Source organism: Pseudomonas sp. H1_D05, from assembly GCF_054682705.1.
The window spans coordinates 4,971,213-4,992,984 of the sequence record NZ_CP162825.1 but is presented as its reverse complement, the minus strand read 5'-3'; the positions used below and the strand labels follow the sequence as shown (position 1 = coordinate 4,992,984).

Genomic DNA, 21,772 nt, shown 5'->3' with positions numbered 1-21,772 from the left:
GCCGGCGCATTTTTCAGGAACACACTGAGTATTTACCGCGTGATCAATCCTTCTGGTCGCGCAAGATATTGCCCGATGCGCCGTCGATGCGGAACTCGTAAACCACGCCGTCAGCCTTGCGTCCTTCACCTTTCCAGTAGCCGTCGTTGTCGGCTTCGATCTCATAGACTTCGACGTAACCGGCCTTGGTCTTGACGATCTCGATGGCTTTTTCGATGGTGACCCAGCCAGCGCCGGGGCGATCGGCCAACGCTGCGCCAGCACTGAGCAAACCGGCCGTGGCGATCAACGCTGCGAATGTCTTCTTGATCATTTGTTTTCTCCATTTGTGGATAGTGGTCTTGGTCGTCCTGCTTTTTGGGTGTCTGAGGGAAAAATAAGTTCCACTTTGATGGGTAAATGCCATGACGGTTGTTCTCGGTCACTTCCCGACAAGGTTAGAATGGGCGAAATCAGGACGAGTCAATGACCCAAGACACTCTCTCGGAAGCCGAATACGATGCGATCACCGATGCCGCCGCGCATTGGTGCATGCGGGTGCACGCCGATGACTGCACGGACGAAGAACGTCGCGCATTCAAGCAATGGCACGACGCTCATCCCCTGCATGCATTCGAGTACGAGGCCATGCTGGAAGTCTGGGAGGTGGCCGAACATTTGCCACGCCCACAATCCGTTCCGGTCATGCCGGCCCGTCAGGCACCGCGCTCGTGGCGTCAACTCGCCGTAGCGGCCGGCGTCTGTGCGCTCGCCCTGCCGCTGGCGGCTTACACCGGCTGGAATCTGGGCTGGCTGCCCAACAGCTATCAGCATTTCGCCGCTACCGATACTGTCCGCCAGGTCACGCTGAGTGACGGCAGCCAACTCGAACTGAACCTGAACACTGAGCTGACCTTCAGCAATTACAAGGACGAACGCCGCGTCACCCTGAAAAAAGGTGAAGCGTTCTTTACGGTCAGCCACGACATGGCCCACCCGTTTGTCGTCCGCGCAGGCGAAGGCAAGATTCGCGTCACCGGGACGCGTTTCAATGTCTGGATGTATCAGGACCAAGTGCGTGTGAACCTGATCGAAGGTTCGGTGCTGGTCACCAGCAATCGCTCGTTGCCGGGCGATGGTTTGCGCCTCGGCCCGTCGATGCAGGCGCGCTACAAACAGGGCGATTACATGCCCCAGATCAGCCAGACTTACCCTGGTGACACCTCGCTGGCCTGGCGCAATGGCAAACTGGTGCTGGATAACCTCGCGTTGAGCGAAGCGCTGCCACTGATCAACCGCTATCTGAGCAATCCATTGGAGCTGGCGGACAACAGCACCGGTACGATTCGCGTGGGTGGCATCTACAACATCAAAGAGCTGAACAATCTCGCCAACAGCCTGCCCAAGGCGCTGCCGGTCTACCTCACCCGTAACAAGGAAGGTAACCCGGTGATCAACTCGATACCGCAACAACCGCCAAAAGCTGAAGGCCGCACCCCTTGCAGGATGCGGGCCTCTGGCTCAACGCAATTGACGCTCGGGATTACTGAGCGGCGACCTTCCCCGCTTTGTCCAGAGTCTGGCGCACAGTCTGCACCTGATACTGCGGGTCAGCCTGAATCTGCTGTTCGGTAAACGGCAGGACACTCCACTGTTTCTTCGAGAACGCCTCGGTCTGATCCCGCGAATACTTCGACGCTGGATCGCTCGACAGCGAGAACGCCAGCAGCCCTTGGGCGTGCGGGCCCTTTTCGTCGAAGGTCACGACTTGCAGGTAGCTGGTGCCGCTGACCACTTCGAGTTTGCCGTCTTCACGCGGCACGCTCTGGATAGCGTTGTAGATGCCCAACGTGCCCGGCCCACCGTGAATTGGCGTCTGTTGCCCGCCGCTGCTGACGACCTGGATATCCCCCCAGCGGGTCTGCGGCTTGAGGCCCATTTTTGTGCTCGACTCGACCGATGCCAACATGGCCTCACGCAGTGCCTTGGCCACGGTTGGCTGCTCGATCGCCAGACCGCGCGGCGTGTGTTGCGCATCTTTGGGATCGAACGCGACACGCCAGACATCCGGCGAAGCCTGCAAGGCCTGCATGATGTTGTGGAAATGCATCAGGCCCATACCCGAATCAAGGTTGGCGCGGCCATCCCATGCCTTGAGACTGGTGCAAACCGGCTTCAGCGCTGGCGCATCGACACCGAGGTCAGAAGCACAGAACTTCAACAGATCCGGCACCACCTGAGTCGCCAGGTACACCTGATCGTCCATCACCATTTGCTGCAGATCCTTCACTGCCAGCGGGCCTTTTTTACTCAGCGTGCTCAAGCGATCCAAAGCAAACCGGGAGCGCAAGCCCAGTGGTTGGCCATCCTGACTGATCAGCGGCGAGAAACCGGTCAGCGGTTGCGCCGGGTTGACCAGCCACGCCGAGTCGTTGGAGTGCTGAACGAAGTCCTTGCGCAGCAGTTGCGGCAATTGGCTGGAAGCATAAATACCCTGCTGCGCCGCTTGCGGATCAATGTCCCATGCGCACGCGCTGTTGGAGCCATTCAGCACGATCATCTGCGTGCCGATACGCGGATCACTGCACTTGGCCAGTTTCTCGGCATTGACGTTCGGCACCACTGACAGGTTCATGTACAGCGTCTGGCCTTTGTCATCCACGGCCAGGGTGTTGACCCACGGAATGCCCTGAATCTTGTGTACCGAATTCTGCAGTTCCTGAAGCGTGGACGCCTGATTCATCGCGTACCACTGGTTCAGCACGCGATCATTGTCGATATTGGCATCGCGCAGGCTGTAGGCGAACTGATTATCCCAGTCGAGCTTGCCCGGCCACTGCACGATCGGGCCAAACTGCGAGCTGTAGACATCACGCGAAACCGGCACCACCTGGCCGTCGGCCTGTTTGACCTGCACGGTCACGGTCTGCTTGTTCAGCGGCAAGGATTGGCCATCGAGCATATAGCGTGTGGAATCCTTTGGATCGAGTTGCAGACGATACAAGGTGAAGTGTTTCGACGAATCGACCGTGTGCGTCCACGCCAGATGCTGATTGAAGCCGATATTGATCATCGGCAAGCCTGGCAAGGCAGCGCCCATGACGTCGAGCTTGCCGGGGATGGTCAGATGCATTTGATAGAAGCGCATACCACCGACCCACGGGAAATGCGGGTTGGCGAGCAGCATCCCACGCCCGTTGAACGAGCGCTCGCTACCCACCGCGACAGCGTTACTGCCACGGTCCAGAGCGAAGCGTTGCTGACGCGCATCGGCCAACTGATAGGCCTGCACATCGTGTTCGATCACCGCGCTCGCCTGCGGCGGCGTAGCCCCGGCCAGCGCCTCGGCGAACTGCCCGACGCCACCCTCGACCAGCAGACGGCGGGTCAGCTTCACCAGATCTTGCGGTGCAATTTCACGCACCCACTCGCCCTGACACTGTGGCGACAAGCCTTGCTGACGGCGCTCGCCCAGATAGCGGTTATAGCCCGCGGCATAGCCTTCGACCAGATCACGCACCTGCGCAGGTTGCGCCTGCCAGAACGCCTTGACCGCTTCCGGCGTGTTGAGCCAGGTAAAGAACACATCGCTGACACGGTTTTCACGCTGCTCGACGGTGAACTGGTCCGGGCCGAAGTAGCGTGAACGTTGACCATTGACCGTCACGATCTCATTGGCCAGCAGACAGAGGTTGTCCTGCGCATAGGCATACCCGATGCCGAAACCAAGCCCGCGCTCGTCCTGCGCACGAATATGCGGCACACCAAAAGCGGTACGGCGAATATCGGCACTGACATCCGTGGTCGGACTGAACGCATAGGCCAAACAACTCAGCCCGAAAGCCACGCCGGCCAAGGTCAGTCCCGTTAACTGTCTGGAAATTATCACGCTCGCTCCTGATCGACATGCCAAAGAGCGAACCCGGCGCTGGCACGGATCCGCTCTGGAAACACCCACGCGTCCACGCGCAATGAGCCTGTCCAAGAAACGAAGTCAGAGGAAAAAATTTAGGCTCTCCACGCAATCCCCGAAGCAGAATCAAAAGCCCCTCACCCTAGCCCTCTCCCGGAGGGAGAAGGAACTGACCGAGGTGACTGCCAGAATTACGCCGACGTGAAATACCGAGCCGAACGCAAATTCAGAAGCAGATCAAAAGCCCCCACCCTGGCCCTCTCCCAGAGGGAGAGGGAACTGACCGAGGTGACTGCCAGAGCTACGCCGACGTGAAATACCAAGCCGAACGCAAATCCAGAAGCAGATCAAAAGCCCCTCAACCTCGGCCCTCTCCCGGGGGGGGGGGGGGGGGGGAGAAGGAACTGACCGAGGTGACTGCCAGAGCTACGCCGACGTGAAATACCGAGCTGAACTGAAATTCAGACGCAGATCAAAAGCCCCTCACTCGGCCCTCTCCCGGAGGGAGAGGGAACTGACCGAGGTGATTGCAAGAGCTACGCCGACGTGTAATGCGGAGCCGAACGCAAATTCAGAAGCAGATCAAAAGCCCCTCACTCGGCCCTCTCCCGGAGGGAGAGGGAACTGACCGAGGTGATTGCCAGAGCTACGCCGACGTGTAATACCGAGCCGAACGCAAATCCAGAAGCAGATCAAAAACCCCTCACTGGCCCTCTCCCGGAAGGAGAGGGAACTGATCGAGGTGACCAAACCCACCCCCCCCGCCCCTCACCACTCCACAGGATGAGCGTTAGCTCGGCTGCAGCTCTTGATCTTGCCGTGCTGGCCCCTTCGGCAGGCTGAGTGGAGGGATTGATCCGGGGGTGGGAGCGCAGCGACCGTTTGGCGAAGCCAAACACAGCGAGAGGAGGTGCAGCGAAGCAAACCGTAGGCGCTGCGCCCGGATCGATCCCGGAGCGAAGGAACCCCGAGCCCCAGCGAGCGGGCCGAACGCCGGGGCCCAGCCTTTTGCTTACTTTTCGGCGTCTGGAAAAGTGAGTCGCTGTAAGAGCGAAACCGCCAGCCGCAACCCCCAAAAAAACGGATATACACCCAAAACCCAAAGAACCTGGTCGGCCCAAAGGCCGCCAAGGCCAACCCCCAATCACAAGGAAAAGACAAATCCCCGACAAAATTTCTACATTTTTTCTTTCATGATTTGTCGTGCTGATACGTCTTGTTCTAGAGAGCGCAAAAAAACCACCCCGATCAGACTCTGAAAAGGAGTAATCGCATGTACAACTCGCAACTACCAACGGACGGTAGCCAGGCACCCAAAGGAGTTTCCATGAGCCCTCACGCGAGCGATTTCGGGCAACGCGTCGAGCGTCACGGTAACGAACGCATCCGCTTGCTGCTGAAAAGTTTCGGGCTGCGCACCAGCCTGATTCGTCTGAAAGTCATCGACGCCCTGCTGGTCGCCGCACAAAGCGAACGGCGCCTGGGCGTTCGCGGTGTCCACAGCCAATTGCTGGATCTGGATATTCCGCTGTCCTTCCTCAGTGTGCGTGAGGTGCTCAAGCGCCTGTGCGCCGAAGGTGTGATCACCTTCAATGACGACAAGAGCTACAGCCTGCATCCACAGGCTGCAGCTGTCCTCAACCACGATTGAAGCGTGCAGCCATCGCCGTCAAGGCTTGACCTTACGGCGCATCACACCGTTGATCACCACCACGATCACCGCCACACCGATGGCGACGAACTGAAACGTCTTCTCCGAAATCATGCCGGCATTTTGCAGCCAGGACAGGCCGAGCATGATGGCCAGGACCGACACGGCGATCAGAATCGAATAAATCAAGCGTTGCTTGTGGGTCATTGCGGCTTCCTGAAACTTTGAAATGTATCCGGTTTGTATCCGTTTGCATGCCATGCACTTACCGTTCTACGGGGATGCGCCGCTGCAATCGGGGTCTCATGTTACAGCCGATGAAGAGTTTTGGCTTCATGACGGCGTAACCATGAGGAATTTTCAAAATGCTGCGTCGAATCACCTGGCTGATTCCCGTTCTTGCCCTGCTGACCCTGAGTGGCTGCATCATCTTCCCCCACGGCGGCTGGCATGACGATCACCACCGTTACTACCAGGGTGGCCCTGGTTATTACCAACATCGCTAGAACAGGATTGTTCGCCCTGCCCGCTTGCCAATGAACAGACCGTGGCAGGAAATCAACAAGTCCGATCAACTTCAAACAAAGCCCGCCCCGTTGCGGGCTTTTCTGTTTTTGCCAAATGCTTCCACAAATCGCTCTAACTCGTGCGCTGCGCAAAACCCGATCACTAAATAAGTTGCAAGCATTTGAAATCTAATGTCGCAGCAAAACAATAGGCCGGGCGCACCTCTGCAACTAGTCTCTGGCAACTTCCTTTCACTCACTAACAGGAACGTTTATGCAGAGAACTCTTATACAGATCCAGCCGCAAAAAGCGCTCGGATTTTGTTTGGTGATCAGCGCGTTTGAACTTCTGACGTATATGGCCAGCGACTTGATCATGCCTGCGATGTTAAGCGTTACCACCGAACTTGATGCCGATGTGCGGCATGTACCGAACGCTTTCAATCTTTATCTGCTTGGCGGTGTCTGCCTGCAATGGCTGATTGGCCCGCTGTCCGATCAATGGGGTCGAAGGCGGGTATTGTTGATCGGCTGCGCGTTATTTGCGGTCGCCTGCGCGGGGGCCTACAGCACCGAAAGCATTGAAGCCTTCAATCTATTGCGACTGCTGCAGGGCATGGGCCTGGGTTTTGTTGTGGCGGTCAGTTATCCGGCCCTCCAGGAAGTGTTCTGTGAAGCGGATGCGGTGCGTTTGATGGCGCTGCTCGGCAATATCGCCCTGCTTTCCCCCTTGATGGGGCCGCTGCTGGGCATTCTGCTGTTGCAATGGCTGTCGTGGCGCGAAGTGTTTCTGGGCTTGGGCCTTGCCGCGTCTATGGTCTGGCTGGGGCTATTCGCATGGATGCCGGAAACGGTTGGCGTCGCCCGTCGAGACGGACAGATGCAACCTGCCGTGCGCTTTTCCTGGGAGCAAACCTGCCGACGTTACCGCGCCCTGTTGGGTAATTGCCGATTCCTCGCCGCCAGCCTGGCGCTGGGGCTGATGAGCCTGCCGCTGATCGCCTGGATCGGCCTGGCGCCGTTGCTGCTGATCGAGTTGCTCGGGCTGACGCCGCTTGAATATGGCGTCTGGCAAATCCCGATTTTCTCTGCGGTGATTGTCGGCAATCTGATCCTTGACCGGTTGCTGATCACGCACGCCTTGCCGCAACTGATCCGCTTGGCGCTCTGGCCGTTTTGCCTGGGGCTTCTGGCCCTGATCGTCTGCGCACTGGCTGGCGCCGGACTCGGGCCGGTGGTCGCCAGTCTGGCGTTGTACGCAGTCGGATTGGGCATGAGCAATGCCGCGCTGTATCGATTGGCGCTGTTTGCCAGTGATGACAGTAAAGGTCTGGTATCGGCATTGGTCGGGATGATTTCGATTGCCGTGATGGGCCTCGGCGGCTTGCTGATTGCTGCCATCGGCGGTGGCGCAAGGCTCGAGCTTTTCGCGCTTTGCGCCGCTTTCAGCGGTTTGATGTGTCTCCCTCTGTTGCAGGGTTTGTTGCAACGCACCCCTCCCGACTCCGCCTCTGCTCAGTAAAGGAATATTGAATGCATCACTTCCCCGCCAGCGATGCGCTTTGCGCGTTGCCACACCCCTATTGCCCGGATTCCGTGCCGGTGGGCCTGTTCGATCAGGCCATGACCGAGATCAGTCGGTTTCATTGCCGGCATACCCCCGGCTACGCCCATTGGCTGAACGCCAACGGCCTCGACGAACAGGACCTGGACAGTCTTGATGACTGGGCCCGTCTGCCGCCGATTCTGGCGAACTTCTTCAAACAGCAATTGCTGCTCAGTCCGACCGGAGCGCGCGCCCTGGAACTGACATCGTCCGGCACCAGCGGCCAGAAAAGCCGTATGCGCTATGACCCGCGCAGCCTCGCGGGCGCTCAGTTCATGGTCGAGCGGATCTTCAGTCATTACGGCTGGTACTCACCAGATACGCCTTGCAATTACCTGCTGCTGAGCTACGAACCGCAAGGTGCGATCACCTTGGGAACGTCGTATACCGATCAGTTCCTGTGCCGCTTTGCTCCCGTCAACCGCGTCGCCTACGCGTTACGCAGTAACGGCGACGGCCATCAATTCGATGTGTTCGGCGTCATCACGGCCCTGCAATCGTTCGCCGAAGAAGGCCTGCCCGTGCGCATTTTCGGTTTCCCGGCCTTCCTTTGGCAGACCCTGCAACACATGCAGGCCACCGGCGTGCCTGAGCTGAAACTGCCGGCAGGTTCGCTGGCATTTTTTGGCGGTGGCTGGAAAACCCGGGCCAGCGAGGAAATTCCCAAACAGCAATTGTATGGACGCATCGCCCGGCAACTGGGCATCGAAACCGCACGGTGCCGCGACGGTTACGGTGCAGTCGAGCACGCGGTGCCGTACATCGAATGTGACCGGCATCATTTTCATGTGCCGGTTTACGCCAAGGCGTACGTGCGCAATCCGCAGGATTTTTCCATCCAGCCCTACGGCCAGCAAGGCTTGCTGGGATTCGTCTCGCCCTACATTTCGTCCAGCCCGGCGCATGCGGTGGTGATGAGCGATCTGGCGACGCTGCACCCGGGCTCAAGTTGCGGCTGCGGCCTCGCCAGCGACTGGTTCGAACTGCATGGCCGTGCGGGCACCACCGCCGGCAGGAGCTGCGCGATGGCCGCCTCCGAATTATTGGGGAGGCACTGACATGTACCTGCTCAACGGAGAGCTTTTCGCCGAAATCGACCTCGACAACGCACTGGCGCAACTGCATCAGACCTTGCCGCACCACCTCAGCACACCGCTGGATAGCGCCGTTGTTCTGACCGCCGCGGGCAACTTTGCGCAGCATCTGCACAGCGCCGAACTGCCGCTGGATGACGAACAACGCCTGGCGCTGATTGACTTCTGTCAGCCTCACGCCCTGCAAACCAAACTTGAACGCGAACTGGGTGATCAGGCCGATTCACTTCGGCGCGTTGATTATCAGCAATCGCGCTTTGAACGCTGGAGTCCCTTGGGCCTGGTGGTTCACGTCACCCCGGCCAACGCGCCGCTGCTGGCCTGCTGCGCCATGCTCGAAAGCCTGTTGGCCGGCAACCTTAACTGGCTACGCCCCAGCCGCAGCGACCAAGGCCTGACCGCACGCCTGCTGCACGCATTGGTGCAATGCGACCCCAGCGGTCAACTCTGCCATTACGTCGCGGTGTTACCCGTAGCGACGGAGCAGATCGGCCGCTTGTGCAAAATGGCCAATGGCTTATCGGCGTGGGGAGGCGAAACCGCGCTACAAGCCATCCGCCAACAGTTGCCACCCGGATGCCGCTGGATCGACTGGGGGCACCGCATCAGTTTCGCCTACCTGACGCCAGACGCGGCCTCGCCGCCAGCGCTGGACGCGATTGTCGATGAAGTCTGCCGACTGGACCAACAGGCTTGCTCCAGCCCGCAATGGTTGCTGGTCGACAGCGATGATCCCGCCGTTGTGCAAGGCATCGGCAGCGCACTGGCCGAGGCATTCGAGCGTCGCGTCGGGCAATGGCCGGCGCTGACTCCGACGGTTCAGGAAGCCAGCGAGATCACCAGCCACACCCTGATGGCGCGTCTGGGCCAGAGCTTTTCCGGTAACACCGGGCAGGTCTGGCGCGCGCCGGGCTGGCGGGTGATCTGGAGCCATGATCAGTCGCTGGCGCCTTCGCCGCTGTTTCGCACGTTGCTGCTCAAACCACTGCCACGGGCGCGACTGACGCAAACACTGCTGCCTTGGCGCAACGTGTTACAGAGTTGCGCGCTGGTCTGCGGTGAAGCGCAGATCAATGAGCTCGCACGCACATTGATTGCAGCGGGCGTCAGCCGAATTACGCCGATCAACGCGATCCACGACGGCTACGACGGCGAGCCCCACGACGGCGTTTACGCACTGCAACGCCTGAGCCGCCGCGTGTCGGTCAGCCTCGCGCCAACGCAGTTGCCCACCCACATGAACCTCGACCAGCCACCTTGCGCACTGACACTGACAGGTCTGCCGATCACCGACAAAGCAGCGTTTATCGCGCGACCGACGACAGCGGCGGCGCAGCTGTTTTTCCGCTCCGGCGGCAGCAGCGGCACACCGGCGCTGTCGGGCTTCAGTTACCGCGATTTTCAACGGCAAATGCGCGCGACGGCCGATGGGTTGTTCGCGGCGGGCCTTGATCCGCGCCGCGACAAGGTGATGAACCTGTTCTTCAGTGGCGGCTTGTACGGCGGCTTCTTCAGTTTTGCCAAAGTCCTGGAATTGCTCGGTGCGACGCACCTGCCCATGGGCGCGCCGGCCGACGATGATTACCGCGATATTGCGCAAGTGATCATCGAGCAGCGCGTGACCGTGCTGATCGGCATGCCCAGCACCCTGCATCGACTGTTCCTCAACGAGGGGCCGCGCCTGAGTCGTTATGGGGTGATTGAAAAGGTTTTCCTCGGCGGAGAGCACATCAGCGATCAGTGCCGCGAATTACTGCATCGCTGCGGCGTCGCCAGTATCCGCTCAGCGGTGTACGGCAGTGTCGATGCGGGGCCATTCGGGCATGCCTGCGCCGCCACTGGCGACGGTGTGTTCCATTTGATGGACGCTATCCAGCAGCTGGAAATCGTCGCACTGGAGCAGGACAAGCCGGTCGTTGGCGATGAAGTCGGCCGTTTGCTGTTCACCTCCAAAGCACGTGAAGGCCAACAGGTGCAGCGCTATGAAGTCGGCGACACCGGCCGCTGGCTGGCCGGCGACTGCCCGTGCGGGCTGAGTTCGCCACGTTTCGAATTGCTGCAACGACACGGCCGACTGCTGCGCATCGGCAGCGACTTCATTTGTCTGAACGAACTCGCCCGGCACCTGCAGGCGCCGTTTCAGTTACACCTCGATCACGCACCCGATGGCCTTGAGCGCCTGCTGATTCACAGCCCTGGCGAACCCGCAGACATTCTCTGCCGACTCGAGGGCTACGCGACGCTGGCGACACTCGTGCGCACCGGGCTTCTCACCGTGCAGGCGCAAACCTGCGAGCCGCAACATTTCGACAGAAACAAACACAGCGGAAAGATTCCGCCCGTAATCGACTCGCGCCGTTAACAGCGATCGTCAGCCATGGCCAAAACAATTAACGAGAACACCATGAATACAACAACAGAACTTGGCAAGTTGTTCGCTTTTGCCCGCGAACATTCGGCGTATTACGCCAGACACTTGCAAAACGTCGCGCCGCAGACAAATACCCTGGATGAACTTCCGGTAATCGATCCTCAACAATACTGGGCAAGTAGCGAGCATCTGAAACAATGGCCGGTACTGACCTCAACGGTCGAACGCGCCCTGGTATTCAAGACCGGTGGAACAACCAGCGCCGGTAAACTTTCAGTATTTACCCGCGAAGAATGGCAGACACTTGTGCGGGACTTCGGCAGCCATCTCGCCGGTCAACTCAATCCCGGCGACCGGGTGGCGAACCTGTTTTTCGTCGGCGACCTGTATGCCAGTTTCATTTTTATCCACGACGCCCTGGCGCACGAACCGGCGGGTGTTACCGAATACCCGTTTACCGGCGACGTCGACCCTGCGGTGCTGGCCGACTCGATCCGCCAACACCGGATCAATGTGCTGGCCGGCGTGCCCGCGCAATTGCTGGCGTTCGCCGCCGTGCTGGAGCGTCAGGCGCTAACCCTGGGTGAAGTCGAGACAATCCTTTACGGCGGCGAAAGCCTGTTCACCGGACAATTGCAGGTGTTGCACCGGGTGTTTCCCAACGCGCGGATTGCCTCGATCGGTTACGCCAGTGTCGATGCCGGTTTCATCGGCGCCGCAAGCCGCGATTGCGCACTCGGCGAGCACCGGATGCTGGCCAGCCACAGCGTGCTGGAAATCGTCGATGAACACACCGGTGAAGTGATCGAAGAATGCGACCGAACCGGACGACTGTTGATCACCAACCTCACCCGCCGACTGATGCCGCTGATCCGCTACCCCGTGGGTGATCTCGCTTGCTGGCGAGAGCCGGCTACCGCGTCGATGCGCAAGTTCGCCTTGATGGGCCGCAGCGCCAGCAGTCAGCGGGTGCGCGTGAGCAGCCTGACTCTGTTGATCGAAGACATTGCCGCAATCGTCGCACGCATCACCGCCAGCGACGACTGGCAACTGGTCATCAGCCAATCGGCCAACATCGATATCGTGTGCCTGAAATGGCTCCCCAACGCGCTGAAGGCCGAGACCGCTGACGCCAACACGACCTTGCAGCGCGCACTGATCGAGCAATACCCGCTGATCAAGCAACTCTGCGCCGAGCGCTTGATCGAGTTGCAGATTACCCATTGCACACCCGATGAACTCGCTCGCCATCCGCGTTCCGGCAAGCGCCAACGCGTCGTCGATCTGCGTGTCTACGCCACGCCCGGACCGGAGCAACGTCCATGGACAACTTGACGCTGCGCAGTTATCGCCGTTCCGACGCCAGGGCCATCAGCCATCTGTTTCGGGAAATCTATGGTGACCACTACGTGCAGCCGCACGTGTATTTGCCGTTGATGATCAATCAGAACCATGGCGAGGGTCGCTGGCATTCGCTGGTGGCGGAATCCGGGAAAAAAATCCTCGGCCACGCCACGTTGTGCAGAAACGCGGGATCGTCTACGGCGGAACTGGCGTTGAGCGTGGTCCATCCGTCAACACGCGGGCAGAACATCGCGACGCAGTTGGGCATGCGGCTGTTGATCCATGCCCAGGCACTCGGTTGCCACGGCGTGACCATCAAACAGGTGACGCAGCATCTCTACACCCAACGCATGGCTGACCGACTCGGTTTTTGCAGCACCGGGTTGTTGCTCGACTACGTCCCCTCACCGTTTGGCGAGCCACTGCCGGAGTCCATCGTCATCGGCTACACCCCTGTCGAAGGCTATCGCCGCCCGCTCCCGGCATTGTCCTGGCCGCAAAGCTGTCACGATTTCATGGCGCATTTGTGCGGCGTATACGGAACACAAGACAAAGAAGCGCGTTGGGTGGGAGAGCCGATGCAGGTTGAACAATGCTCAGGGCGTTATGACGTGGTGCTGAAAAAACTCGACGCCGGCTTGCTTCAACAGCTACGACGACTGCCCGAACACTGGTTGATCTCGATCAGGCTAAGACTGGCAACAGGCTTCGCCAATGCCGTGGATAGCCTGTCGGCAATGGGCTTCGTCTTCACCGGGATTGCTCCGAATGAACGGGGCGCTGGATGGTTGGCGTTGTTTCATCGGGGCTATCGCGCGCGATCGCTGGAGCTGCGCTGCCCACACCTGCAACGACTGCATGATCAGGCTCAACAACGCGTCGCAGCACACTGAAGCGAGGCGTTGCCGGGTTCTTGCACATCAACCAGCCCGTTCAAGCGTTGAGCGGGCTAAACGGTCAGCCTCATGCTTTGGCTTTGACACCTTCATCGACCGGTTTCGCGGCGTTGCCTTCACCGTAGGTCTTGAGGTTCTGCAGGACATAGATCGCTTTCTTGAACTCGGGAATCAGACTCTGGCCGTAAGCGTTGCCATTGAGGCCATTGTTCTGAATGGCGTCGAGCTGGGTCGCGAAATACTCCAGGGCGTTGAATTTGGCATCGATATCTTTGGTCACGCCAAAACGGTCGAACTTGTCACCGGCGTTCTTCAAGGTAAACGACGTGATCTCGGAGATCAGGCCACGGCTGCGCAGCATCTCGCTCAGATTTCCCAATTGTTTTACTGAAACATTCGCAGGATCAAAGCCCTTGATGGCCTTGCGCAGGCCCTGCTTGTCCATTTCAGCGGTATTCAGCGCGGTGGGATTGGTACCGACCTTGGTCAGCATCTGCTGCACTTTGATGCTCTGGGCCACTTGTTTTTTCGCGCCGGTGTTACGAACCATAACGCCTGCTTTGCTCTCCCAGCCGCCGACAATACCGATCGTCATGAGAAGACTCCCTGTGAAATGAACAAAAAAATATCCGTGTTGAACGGCAATAATGGCCGCGAGTATCGGCGGGCGAATTGATGGCACCAACCTATTTCTGCACTTTTTTACAATTCTTGTACATTCTCGATACAAAAGCCCAACGGCCCGCGTTCACTGACCCGAAGTTGTCATGACAAGGCAACGAAAATCACTTTTTTGCTTATCGACGCGCGCTGATCAGCACCTGTGTATCGATCTCGATACCGGCCGGTCATCGGTATTGCTGCTTTTTAGGACGCGAGTACCTAAAGCTTCCGGGCACCACGACGATACGCTGGAGATACCCGCACTGTTTTACCCCTGCCCCTAATAAGAAACGCTGCTCAAGGACCGGACTCCATGCCCGCATTCCGCACTATTCAGGCTCGCTACACGCTGTTTCTGGTTCTGTTCATCCTGCTGTTGTCGGTGTTGACCGTGGTTGGCATCAGCCAACTGGTCGCCCCGAAACTGCGCCATACCGAAGAACAGGTGGTACTCAACCGCATCGCCGAAGTCGCCGAGCAGATTCAGGGCGAGTTGAACAAAGTGCAGGCGCAACAGCGCAGCATCACCCAGACCATCCCGCTGCTCGACAGCGCCGCCATCGACGCGGTGCTGCCAGGTCTGGTCGATCAGTACGGCGAGCTGAAAGTATTCGGCGGCGGGATCTGGCCTCTGCCGGGGCAACGTGAAGCCGGGCGCAACAAATACAGTACGTTCTGGCACCGCGACGCCTCGGGCAAACTCGCCGTCAACACCTTCTGGAACAGCGACGCGGCGCCCAACTACTACGACCAGAGCTGGTACAAGGGCGGCATGGCCACTCCGCGCGGTCAATGCGCCTGGGCGGCGGCCTATAAAGATGACGCCAGCGCCGAGCCGCGCACCAACTGCGCCATGGCCATCCAGAAAAACGGCAATGCCTGGGGCGTGTCGACCATTGACGTCACCCTTGGCTTCTTTAACGACCTGGTGGCGCGCAAGGAAAAAGACCTTAACGCTGAGATGCTGATTGTTGAAGCCGACGGCAAGGTCATCAGTAACAGCTCGCGCATCAGTGGCCCGATCGTGCTGAAGAACATCAGCGAACTGGCCGGCACGTCGACCTTCGCCAGCCAGGTCAAAGCCGGGTTGCAGAACCGCGATCAGGCGCAGCGCATCGAATTCGATAACAACGGTGAAGCCAGCACTTTCTTCATGCGTCCTATCGAAGGCACGCCGTGGTTCCTCGCCACGGCGCTGCCGACGAAAATGCTCACCGCCCAGCGTGATGACGTCCTCAGCACCTTGAGCCTGTTGCAGATTCCGCTGGTGATCCTGCTGGTGCTGTTGCAGGTCTACGCGATTCGTCAGTTGGTGCAACGCATGAAAGCCTTGAAAGCCAACATCGATTTGCTGTCCAGCGGCGATGCCGACCTGACCCGGCGCATCACCATTCGCGCCGAAGATGAACTCGGCGCCATCGGTCACTCGGTGAACACCTTTATTGCCTACTTGCAAAACATGATCGGCGAAGTCACCCAGGCCACCGGCGCCATGGCCTCCAGCCTGGATAACCTGCAACGCACCTCGGCGCAGACCAGCCAGATTCTGTTGCGTCATGCTTCGGAAACCGATCAGACCGTTACCGCCATCACCGAAATGAGTTCGACGGCAGAAAGCGTTGCGCAGAACGCCGCCGAAACCGCCGCGTTTACCCAGCGCGCCAATGAAAATGCCGACCGTTCGCGGGTGGTGGTGGGCGAAGCGACCAACAGCGTGGTCGCGTTGATCGATGAAGTGGCCAGCGCTACACACAAAGTTGAAAACATGCAGCAGGACGCCCAGCGCATCACCGAAATTCTCGGGGTGATCGGCGCGATTGCCGGGCAGACCAACCTGTTGGCGCTCAACGCGGCCATCGAAGCAGCACGCGCCGGTGAACAGGGCCGTGGTTTTGCCGTGGTTGCCGATGAAGTGCGTGCCCTCGCCGCGCGCACCCAGGCCAGCACCTCGGAAATCAACGAGATGTTGACGCGTCTGACTCAGGGCGTGAGCTCGTCGGTCAGCGCCATGGAAAACACCCAGGCCAGTTGCCAGTCCGCCGCCGACGCGACCGCACGGGTCAACTCCGGTCTGGACGAAATGGCCGGCTCGGTCAGCCACATCAACAGCCTCAGCACCCAGATCGCCACCGCCGCCGAGCAGCAAAGCGCCGTGACCGAAGAGATCAACCGCAGCATGGTGCAGATCCGCCACATGGTCGATGAGCTGGTGCAGAGTGGCAAAGCCAGCGAACTCAACACTCACCAGTTGCTCGAAGCCAACAGCCGGGTGAGCGCGATCATGGGCCGTTTCAAAGTGCGCTGATCCCTGCGTACCACAAGGGTTTTCTGCTCAACAGATAACCCTTGTGGGAGCGAGCCTGCTCGCGAAAGCGATCTTTCAGTCCCCGCTTCAGTGTTTGAACTACCGCATTCGCGAGCAGGCTCGCTCCCACAGGTTGGTGCTGCGTTTTGCAACAACTGGAAACATTGCGTTGATGCCCGGCGGCAAAAACCGGTCAAAATGCGTGCTTTCCGATTGTCACCCGAGCCGAGAATCCGTTATGCGAACCCACCTGCGTCTGCTCGCCCTGAGCGCCCTGTTCATCTCCGCAATGGCCCAGGCTGCCGACCTGATTCCGATCGAAGTCCATCGCGATGCCAATTGCGGCTGCTGCAAAAAATGGATCAGCCACCTTGAAGCCAATGGCTTCAAAGTCGAAGATCACGTCGAAAGCGACATGAGCAGCTTAAAGCAGCAACATGGCGTACCGCCGCGTCTGGCCTCGTGCCACACCGCGATCATCAACGGCAAATTCGTCGAAGGCCATGTGCCCGCGGAACAGGTTCTGGCCCTGAGCAAGCGTGACGATCTGCTCGGCGTCGCCGCACCGGGCATGCCAATGGGCTCGCCGGGCATGGAAATGGACGGCATGAGTGATGCTTATCAGGTTATCGGCCTGAAGAAAGACGGGGCTGACGTGGTCGTGGCGGATTACCCGGCCCATTGATCATCACGGCGTACGGCGGCCTGTTTCTCGCCGCTTTCGGCGCGGCGACCTTGTTGCCGCTGCAATCCGAGGCGTTACTGGTCGGCCTGATCGTCAGCGAGCGTTATTGGCTGTGGGGGCTGCTGGCGGTGGCGACGCTGGGCAACGTACTCGGCTCGCTGGTCAACTGGTGGCTGGGGCGCGGGATCGAGCGCTTTCAGGATCGGCGCTGGTTTCCGGTCAGCGCCGCGCACATGGCGAGGGCGCGCAAACACTATGAGCGCTACGGTCACTGGTCGTTGCTGCTGAGCTGGTTGCCGATCATTGGCGACCCCCTGACGCTGATTGCCGGCGTGATGCGCGAACCGCTAGGGCGCTTTCTGTTGATCGTCACCCTGGCCAAAGGTGCACGTTACGGCGTGCTGGCCCTGCTGACGCTGGGGTGGCTGGGTTGAACGTTCAGGCGCGGGCATTGCCTGTGTTTAACGTCGGCGTGATCCGCTCGTTCCAGCATCGGCCGATTTCAAACGGAGTTTGACCTTATGTCTGTCATGTTTTCCCGTTGGCTGCCTGGCCTGTTTCTTTGCGCCGCCTTGCCCCTGTCGGCGCAGGCTGCGACGTCAAGCGAAGCGACGCCGGAAGGCCCGGCCTATGGCCCGGAACTGCAAGGCTTCGATTATCCCTACACCCTTAAACACTTTGCCTTTCAGTCCCAGGGCAAATCCCTGCAGATGGGTTACATGGACGTCGCCGCTCACGGCAAGGCCAACGGCCGCACTGTGGTGCTGATGCACGGCAAGAATTTTTGCGCAGCCACCTGGGACAGTTCGATCAAGGCCTTGAGCGAATCCGGTTACCGGGTGATCGCACCGGACCAGATCGGCTTCTGCACCTCCAGTAAACCCGACAACTATCAATACAGCTTTCAGCAACTGGCGACCAACACTCAGCAGTTGCTCAAAGCGCTGGGCATTCAAAAAGCCACGCTGCTCGGTCATTCCACCGGCGGCATGCTCGCCACGCGTTATGCCTTGCTGTTCCCCGAGCAGGTCGAGCAACTGGCGCTGGTAAACCCGATCGGCCTGGAAGACTGGAAAGCCCTCGGCGTGCCGTATCGCACCGTGGATCAGTGGTATCAGCGTGAGCTGAAAGTCAGCGCCCAAGGCATCCGTGATTATGAACGCACCACTTACTACGACGGCCGCTGGAAACCGGAATTCGACCGTTGGGTGGACATGCTCGCCGGGCTGAGCAAAGGCCCGGGCAAGACTCAGGTCGCATGGAACTCAGCGCTGATCTACGACATGATTTTCACCCAGCCGGTGTATTACGAGTTCAAAGACCTGAAGATGCCGACCCTGCTGCTGATCGGCACCTCCGACACCACGGCCATCGGCAAGGACCTCGCGCCGCCTGAGGTGAAAGCGAAAATCGGCCATTACGACGTGCTCGGCAAACAAGTGGCCAAGCTGATCCCGCAGTCGACGCTGGTGGAGTTTCCCGGCATGGGCCACGCGCCACAAATGGAAGAGCCGGCACAGTTCCACAAGGCCTTGCTCGGCTGGCTGAATACAACCAATCCCGTTCGTTGATGAGGTAAGGCTGATGGCGGTGCAGATTGCAGTGATCGATGACTGGCAGGACGTGGCCCGCGACGTGGTCGACTGGTCGGTGCTCGATGGCCTCGGTGAAGTGACGTTCGAACACGATTACCCGGCGGACAATGCCACACTGGCCGAGCGACTGGGCCGCTACCAGGTGATCTGCGTGATGCGCGAGCGCACGCGCTTCGATGAGGATTTGCTCAAGCGTTTGCCTCATCTGAAGTTGCTGGTCACCGGCGGCATGCGCAACGCAGCGCTGGATATGCAAGCGGCCGCCAGGCTGGGGATCAAGGTTTGCGGCACCGACAGTTACAAGCATGCCGCGCCGGAATTGACCTGGGCGCTGATCATGGCGGCCACGCGCAATCTGGTGAACGAAGCCAATGCCCTGCGCGACGGTCACTGGCAGCAAGGGCTGGGCGGTGACCTGCACGGCAAGACCCTCGGCATTCTCGGTCTGGGCAGCATCGGCCAACGCGTGGCGCAGTTTGGTCAGGTGTTCGGCATGCGGGTGATTGCCTGGAGCGAAAACCTCACCGCCGAACGCGCTGAACAGGCTGGCGTGATGTACGTGAGCAAGCAGGAACTGTTCGAGCAGGCGGACGCGTTGTCGGTGCATCTGGTGCTCAGCGAGCGCAGTCGCGGGCTGGTCGATGCACAGGCACTGGGCTGGATGAAGCCGACGGCCCTGCTGGTCAACACCGCCCGCGGGCCGATTGTCGATGAGGCAGCGCTGATCAAGGCGTTGCAGAAACAGCAGATCGCCGGGGCGGCGCTGGACGTGTTCGAACAGGAACCGCTGCCCGCGATGCACCCGTTTCGAACGCTGGACAATGTCTTGGCGACGCCGCATGTCGGGTATGTCAGCCGGCAGAACTATGAGCAGTTCTTTTCGCAGATGATCGAGGATATTCAGGCTTGGGCGGCTGGGGAGCCGGTTCGCCTGTTGAACTGAGAATTCCCATCATTACGCTGGTGTAGCGACCACCGCCTTCGCGAGCAAGCTCGCTCCCACATTGGATCTGTGCCAGGAACACATTTTCTGTCCACTGAAGATCTCCTATGGGAGCGAGCCTGCTCGCGAATGGGCACTCACTGTCACCCCATCAACAAACTGCCCGCACCACAACAGTGCAACCGCACTTCCCGCTAGCACAGAATCGTGACCGATCAGTCACCGTTTTCGCCCTCCCTCGCAGAAAAACCTGCACTTCGTCGGTGCGTTTCCCCCTCAAAAGCACGGTCGGCGTGGCTTGCCAACCGATTGTCGAACAATTTACCCATTTGCTCCGCCCCGCTCTAGGATCTGGCCTAGACTGACTTTCGCGGGGTAAAACCGACCGGTCACATCGCGGAAAAAAAGTCGAAACTTTTGCGCGCGGCGGCTGGTCATCTGAAAGACAGGGCCATAGCGACTGGTGCAATCCTTGCAACGGCCCGTTCACCCATTCTGCTTGCGCGTGTTGGGTAGCGTTTGCTCACCGATGCGTGGCGCGTTTGCGCCCGGCCACAGGACTTGGCCATGGACATCGCTTGTTCAAGACAAGAATCAGATCAACGAGACGGGAGATTCATATGATCAGTGCGGCATTGGAAATTCAGGGAGAGCGTGCTCAGCAGGCGGTTGGTGAATCGAGCACCATCAGTGTTCCTGGCAGCCGACAGATCAACATCCCCGGCACAAAAACGCTGACTCCGGTAGCGAGCCAGAACCCCAATAAGAAAAAAGTCTTGTTCGTCACCTCGGAAATCGCCGATCTGGTCAAGACCGGTGGTCTGGGTGACGTCTCCGCTGCCCTGCCCCGGGCCATGGCTCATCTGCACGACGTGCGCGTGTTGATCCCCGGTTACCCGCAGGTGATGCACAGCGAAAACCCGATCCACATCATCGGCGAACTGGGCGGCCACGCAGCGCTGCCGCCGTGCAAGATCGGGCGCATGGACATGCCGGACGGTCTGGTCATCTACGTGCTGATCTGCCCCGAACTCTATGAGCGCGAAGGTTCGCCCTACGGCGCCAATAACGGCCGCGACTGGCCGGATAACCACATTCGCTTCGCCCGCCTCGGTCTGGCCGCCGCCGACATCGCCGCCAACCTCGCGCAAATTCACTGGTGCCCGGATCTGGTGCACGCCCATGACTGGCCGGCCGGTCTCGCGCCTGCCTATATGCACTGGCGCGGGCAGCGTACGCCCACCCTGTTCACCATTCACAACCTCGCCTATCAAGGCGTGACCAGCCTCGGTTCCTGCCCGGAGCTGGGGATTCCAGCCCATGCCCTGCAACAGGAAGGCATGGAGTTCTACGGCAAGATGTCGTTCCTCAAGGCCGGCATGGCATATTCGAGCCATATCACCACGGTCAGCGCCACTTACGCGCAGGAAATCACCACCCCGGATTTCGGCTGTGGCCTCGACGGTTTTCTCGCCGCCAAGACTCAGCAAGGCTTGCTCAGTGGTATCCCCAACGGCATCGATGAGAGCTGGGACGCTGCGACCGATCCGCACCTGTTTGCACCGTTTGCCATTGGCGACTGGGAAGGCAAGGCGATCAACGCCGCGCACGTGCGTGAGCTGTTCGGCCTCAACGATTCCACCGGACCGTTGTTCGCTGTGGTATCGCGACTGGTCTACCAGAAAGGTCTGGACCTGACGATAGCGGTATCCGAATACATCGTGCAGAACGGTGGCCAGATCGCAATCATCGGTCGCGGCGAGCCGGAAGAAGAACAAGCCATGCGCGAACTGGCGCTGCGCTTTCCAGGGCAGATCGGTGTGCGCATCGGCTTCAACGAAACCGACGCCCGACGCATGTTTGCCGGCAGCGATTTCCTGCTGATGCCTTCGCGTTATGAGCCTTGCGGTTTGAGTCAGATGTACGCCCAGCGTTTCGGCTCGCTGCCGGTGGCGCGCAATACCGGCGGTCTGGCCGACACCATTGAAAACGGCGTCACCGGTTTCCTCTTCGATGAGTCCAGCGCTGAAAGCTATCAAGAGGCCCTGAGCCGCGCATTCAAGGTATTCGCCTTCCCCGAACTGCTCAACGCCATGCGTTGCCGGGCAATGGCTGCGCCGTTCAACTGGTGCAAAGCGGTTGAACCGTACGCCGAACTCTACGAACAACTGGTCGCCAAGGCGCTGGGTAAAGCTCACCACAAATAACCAGGGAGGTTCAC

16 protein-coding genes and 3 pseudogenes are annotated in these 21,772 nt (G+C 59.5%); 15 read left to right on the top strand and 4 right to left on the bottom strand.

Annotation, left to right across the window (positions count from 1 at the left end):
- Nucleotides 1–43 precede the first annotated feature (43 nt).
- Nucleotides 44–313 carry a PepSY domain-containing protein gene (locus tag AB4O11_RS22545; protein WP_093432877.1) on the bottom strand — a complete coding sequence of 90 codons (270 nt, stop codon included), beginning with the start codon at nucleotides 311–313 and terminating at the stop codon, nucleotides 44–46.
- A 152-nt stretch (nucleotides 314–465) separates the two neighbouring features.
- Here AB4O11_RS22545 and AB4O11_RS22540 point away from each other — a divergent pair.
- Nucleotides 466–1,464: pseudogene (locus AB4O11_RS22540) on the top strand (FecR family protein); the annotation flags it as partial.
- A 58-nt stretch (nucleotides 1,465–1,522) separates the two neighbouring features.
- On the opposite strand, the gene pvdQ reads toward AB4O11_RS22540, so the two are convergent.
- Nucleotides 1,523–3,868, bottom strand: coding sequence for a bifunctional acylase PvdQ (gene pvdQ / locus AB4O11_RS22535; RefSeq protein ID WP_460128619.1), 2,346 nt, complete (start codon nucleotides 3,866–3,868; stop codon nucleotides 1,523–1,525).
- Between the two features lie 1,297 nt (nucleotides 3,869–5,165).
- Between pvdQ and AB4O11_RS22530 the strand changes: the two genes are divergently transcribed.
- On the top strand, nucleotides 5,166–5,543 hold the full coding sequence (locus AB4O11_RS22530; RefSeq protein ID WP_093432884.1) for a fe2+ zn2+ uptake regulation protein: 378 nt from the start codon (nucleotides 5,166–5,168) through the stop codon (nucleotides 5,541–5,543).
- Between the two features lie 18 nt (nucleotides 5,544–5,561).
- Here the strand turns inward: AB4O11_RS22530 and AB4O11_RS22525 are convergent, their stop codons facing one another.
- Complete coding sequence (locus tag AB4O11_RS22525) at nucleotides 5,562–5,750, bottom strand: hypothetical protein (RefSeq protein ID WP_038363103.1); 189 nt, start codon at nucleotides 5,748–5,750, stop codon at nucleotides 5,562–5,564.
- Between the two features lie 158 nt (nucleotides 5,751–5,908).
- Between AB4O11_RS22525 and AB4O11_RS22520 the strand changes: the two genes are divergently transcribed.
- From AB4O11_RS22520 to AB4O11_RS22495, 6 genes are all read left to right on the top strand, one after another.
- Nucleotides 5,909–6,049 (top strand): hypothetical protein, encoded by a 141-nt coding sequence (locus tag AB4O11_RS22520; RefSeq protein ID WP_007918111.1) that lies wholly within the window; start codon nucleotides 5,909–5,911, stop codon nucleotides 6,047–6,049.
- 274 nt (nucleotides 6,050–6,323) lie between these two features.
- Nucleotides 6,324–7,571 (top strand): MFS transporter, encoded by a 1,248-nt coding sequence (locus AB4O11_RS22515; protein ID WP_460099500.1) that lies wholly within the window; start codon nucleotides 6,324–6,326, stop codon nucleotides 7,569–7,571.
- 11 nt (nucleotides 7,572–7,582) lie between these two features.
- Nucleotides 7,583–8,713 (top strand): LuxE/PaaK family acyltransferase, encoded by a 1,131-nt coding sequence (locus AB4O11_RS22510; RefSeq protein ID WP_460128617.1) that lies wholly within the window; start codon nucleotides 7,583–7,585, stop codon nucleotides 8,711–8,713.
- Nucleotide 8,714: 1 nt separating this feature from the next.
- On the top strand, nucleotides 8,715–11,111 hold the full coding sequence (locus tag AB4O11_RS22505) for an acyl-CoA reductase (protein ID WP_460128615.1): 2,397 nt from the start codon (nucleotides 8,715–8,717) through the stop codon (nucleotides 11,109–11,111).
- Between the two features lie 42 nt (nucleotides 11,112–11,153).
- Nucleotides 11,154–12,455 (top strand): phenylacetate--CoA ligase family protein, encoded by a 1,302-nt coding sequence (locus AB4O11_RS22500; protein ID WP_460128613.1) that lies wholly within the window; start codon nucleotides 11,154–11,156, stop codon nucleotides 12,453–12,455.
- Complete coding sequence (locus tag AB4O11_RS22495; RefSeq protein ID WP_460128611.1) at nucleotides 12,443–13,357, top strand: GNAT family N-acetyltransferase; 915 nt, start codon at nucleotides 12,443–12,445, stop codon at nucleotides 13,355–13,357. The genes AB4O11_RS22500 and AB4O11_RS22495 overlap by 13 nt, the downstream gene beginning before the upstream one ends.
- A 70-nt stretch (nucleotides 13,358–13,427) precedes the next feature.
- On the opposite strand, the gene AB4O11_RS22490 is transcribed toward AB4O11_RS22495, so the two are convergent.
- Complete coding sequence (locus AB4O11_RS22490; RefSeq protein WP_093432901.1) at nucleotides 13,428–13,955, bottom strand: hypothetical protein; 528 nt, start codon at nucleotides 13,953–13,955, stop codon at nucleotides 13,428–13,430.
- 381 nt (nucleotides 13,956–14,336) lie between these two features.
- Here AB4O11_RS22490 and AB4O11_RS22485 point away from each other — a divergent pair.
- The 7 genes and pseudogenes from AB4O11_RS22485 to glgA all read left to right on the top strand — a co-directional run.
- Nucleotides 14,337–15,419: pseudogene (locus AB4O11_RS22485) on the top strand (cache domain-containing protein); the annotation flags it as partial.
- A gap of 381 nt (nucleotides 15,420–15,800) precedes the next feature.
- Nucleotides 15,801–16,328, top strand: a pseudogene (locus AB4O11_RS22480) (methyl-accepting chemotaxis protein); the annotation flags it as partial.
- Nucleotides 16,329–16,566: 238 nt separating this feature from the next.
- Nucleotides 16,567–17,013: a DUF411 domain-containing protein gene (locus AB4O11_RS22475; RefSeq protein ID WP_460128609.1), complete on the top strand. Its 447-nt coding sequence runs from the start codon at nucleotides 16,567–16,569 to the stop codon at nucleotides 17,011–17,013.
- A complete protein-coding gene (locus AB4O11_RS22470; protein ID WP_177413082.1) occupies nucleotides 17,013–17,447 on the top strand; it encodes a YqaA family protein in 435 nt (144 codons plus the stop codon). Before AB4O11_RS22475 ends, AB4O11_RS22470 begins: the two co-directional genes overlap by 1 nt.
- Nucleotides 17,448–17,534: 87 nt before the next feature.
- The gene (locus AB4O11_RS22465; protein WP_093432913.1) at nucleotides 17,535–18,584 is read left to right on the top strand and encodes an alpha/beta fold hydrolase; all 1,050 of its coding nucleotides are present in this window, start codon (nucleotides 17,535–17,537) and stop codon (nucleotides 18,582–18,584) included.
- Between the two features lie 13 nt (nucleotides 18,585–18,597).
- Complete coding sequence (locus AB4O11_RS22460) at nucleotides 18,598–19,551, top strand: D-2-hydroxyacid dehydrogenase family protein (RefSeq protein ID WP_460128607.1); 954 nt, start codon at nucleotides 18,598–18,600, stop codon at nucleotides 19,549–19,551.
- A 620-nt stretch (nucleotides 19,552–20,171) separates the two neighbouring features.
- Nucleotides 20,172–21,758, top strand: coding sequence for a glycogen synthase GlgA (gene glgA, locus AB4O11_RS22455; RefSeq protein ID WP_460128605.1), 1,587 nt, complete (start codon nucleotides 20,172–20,174; stop codon nucleotides 21,756–21,758).
- Nucleotides 21,759–21,772: the final 14 nt, after the last annotated feature.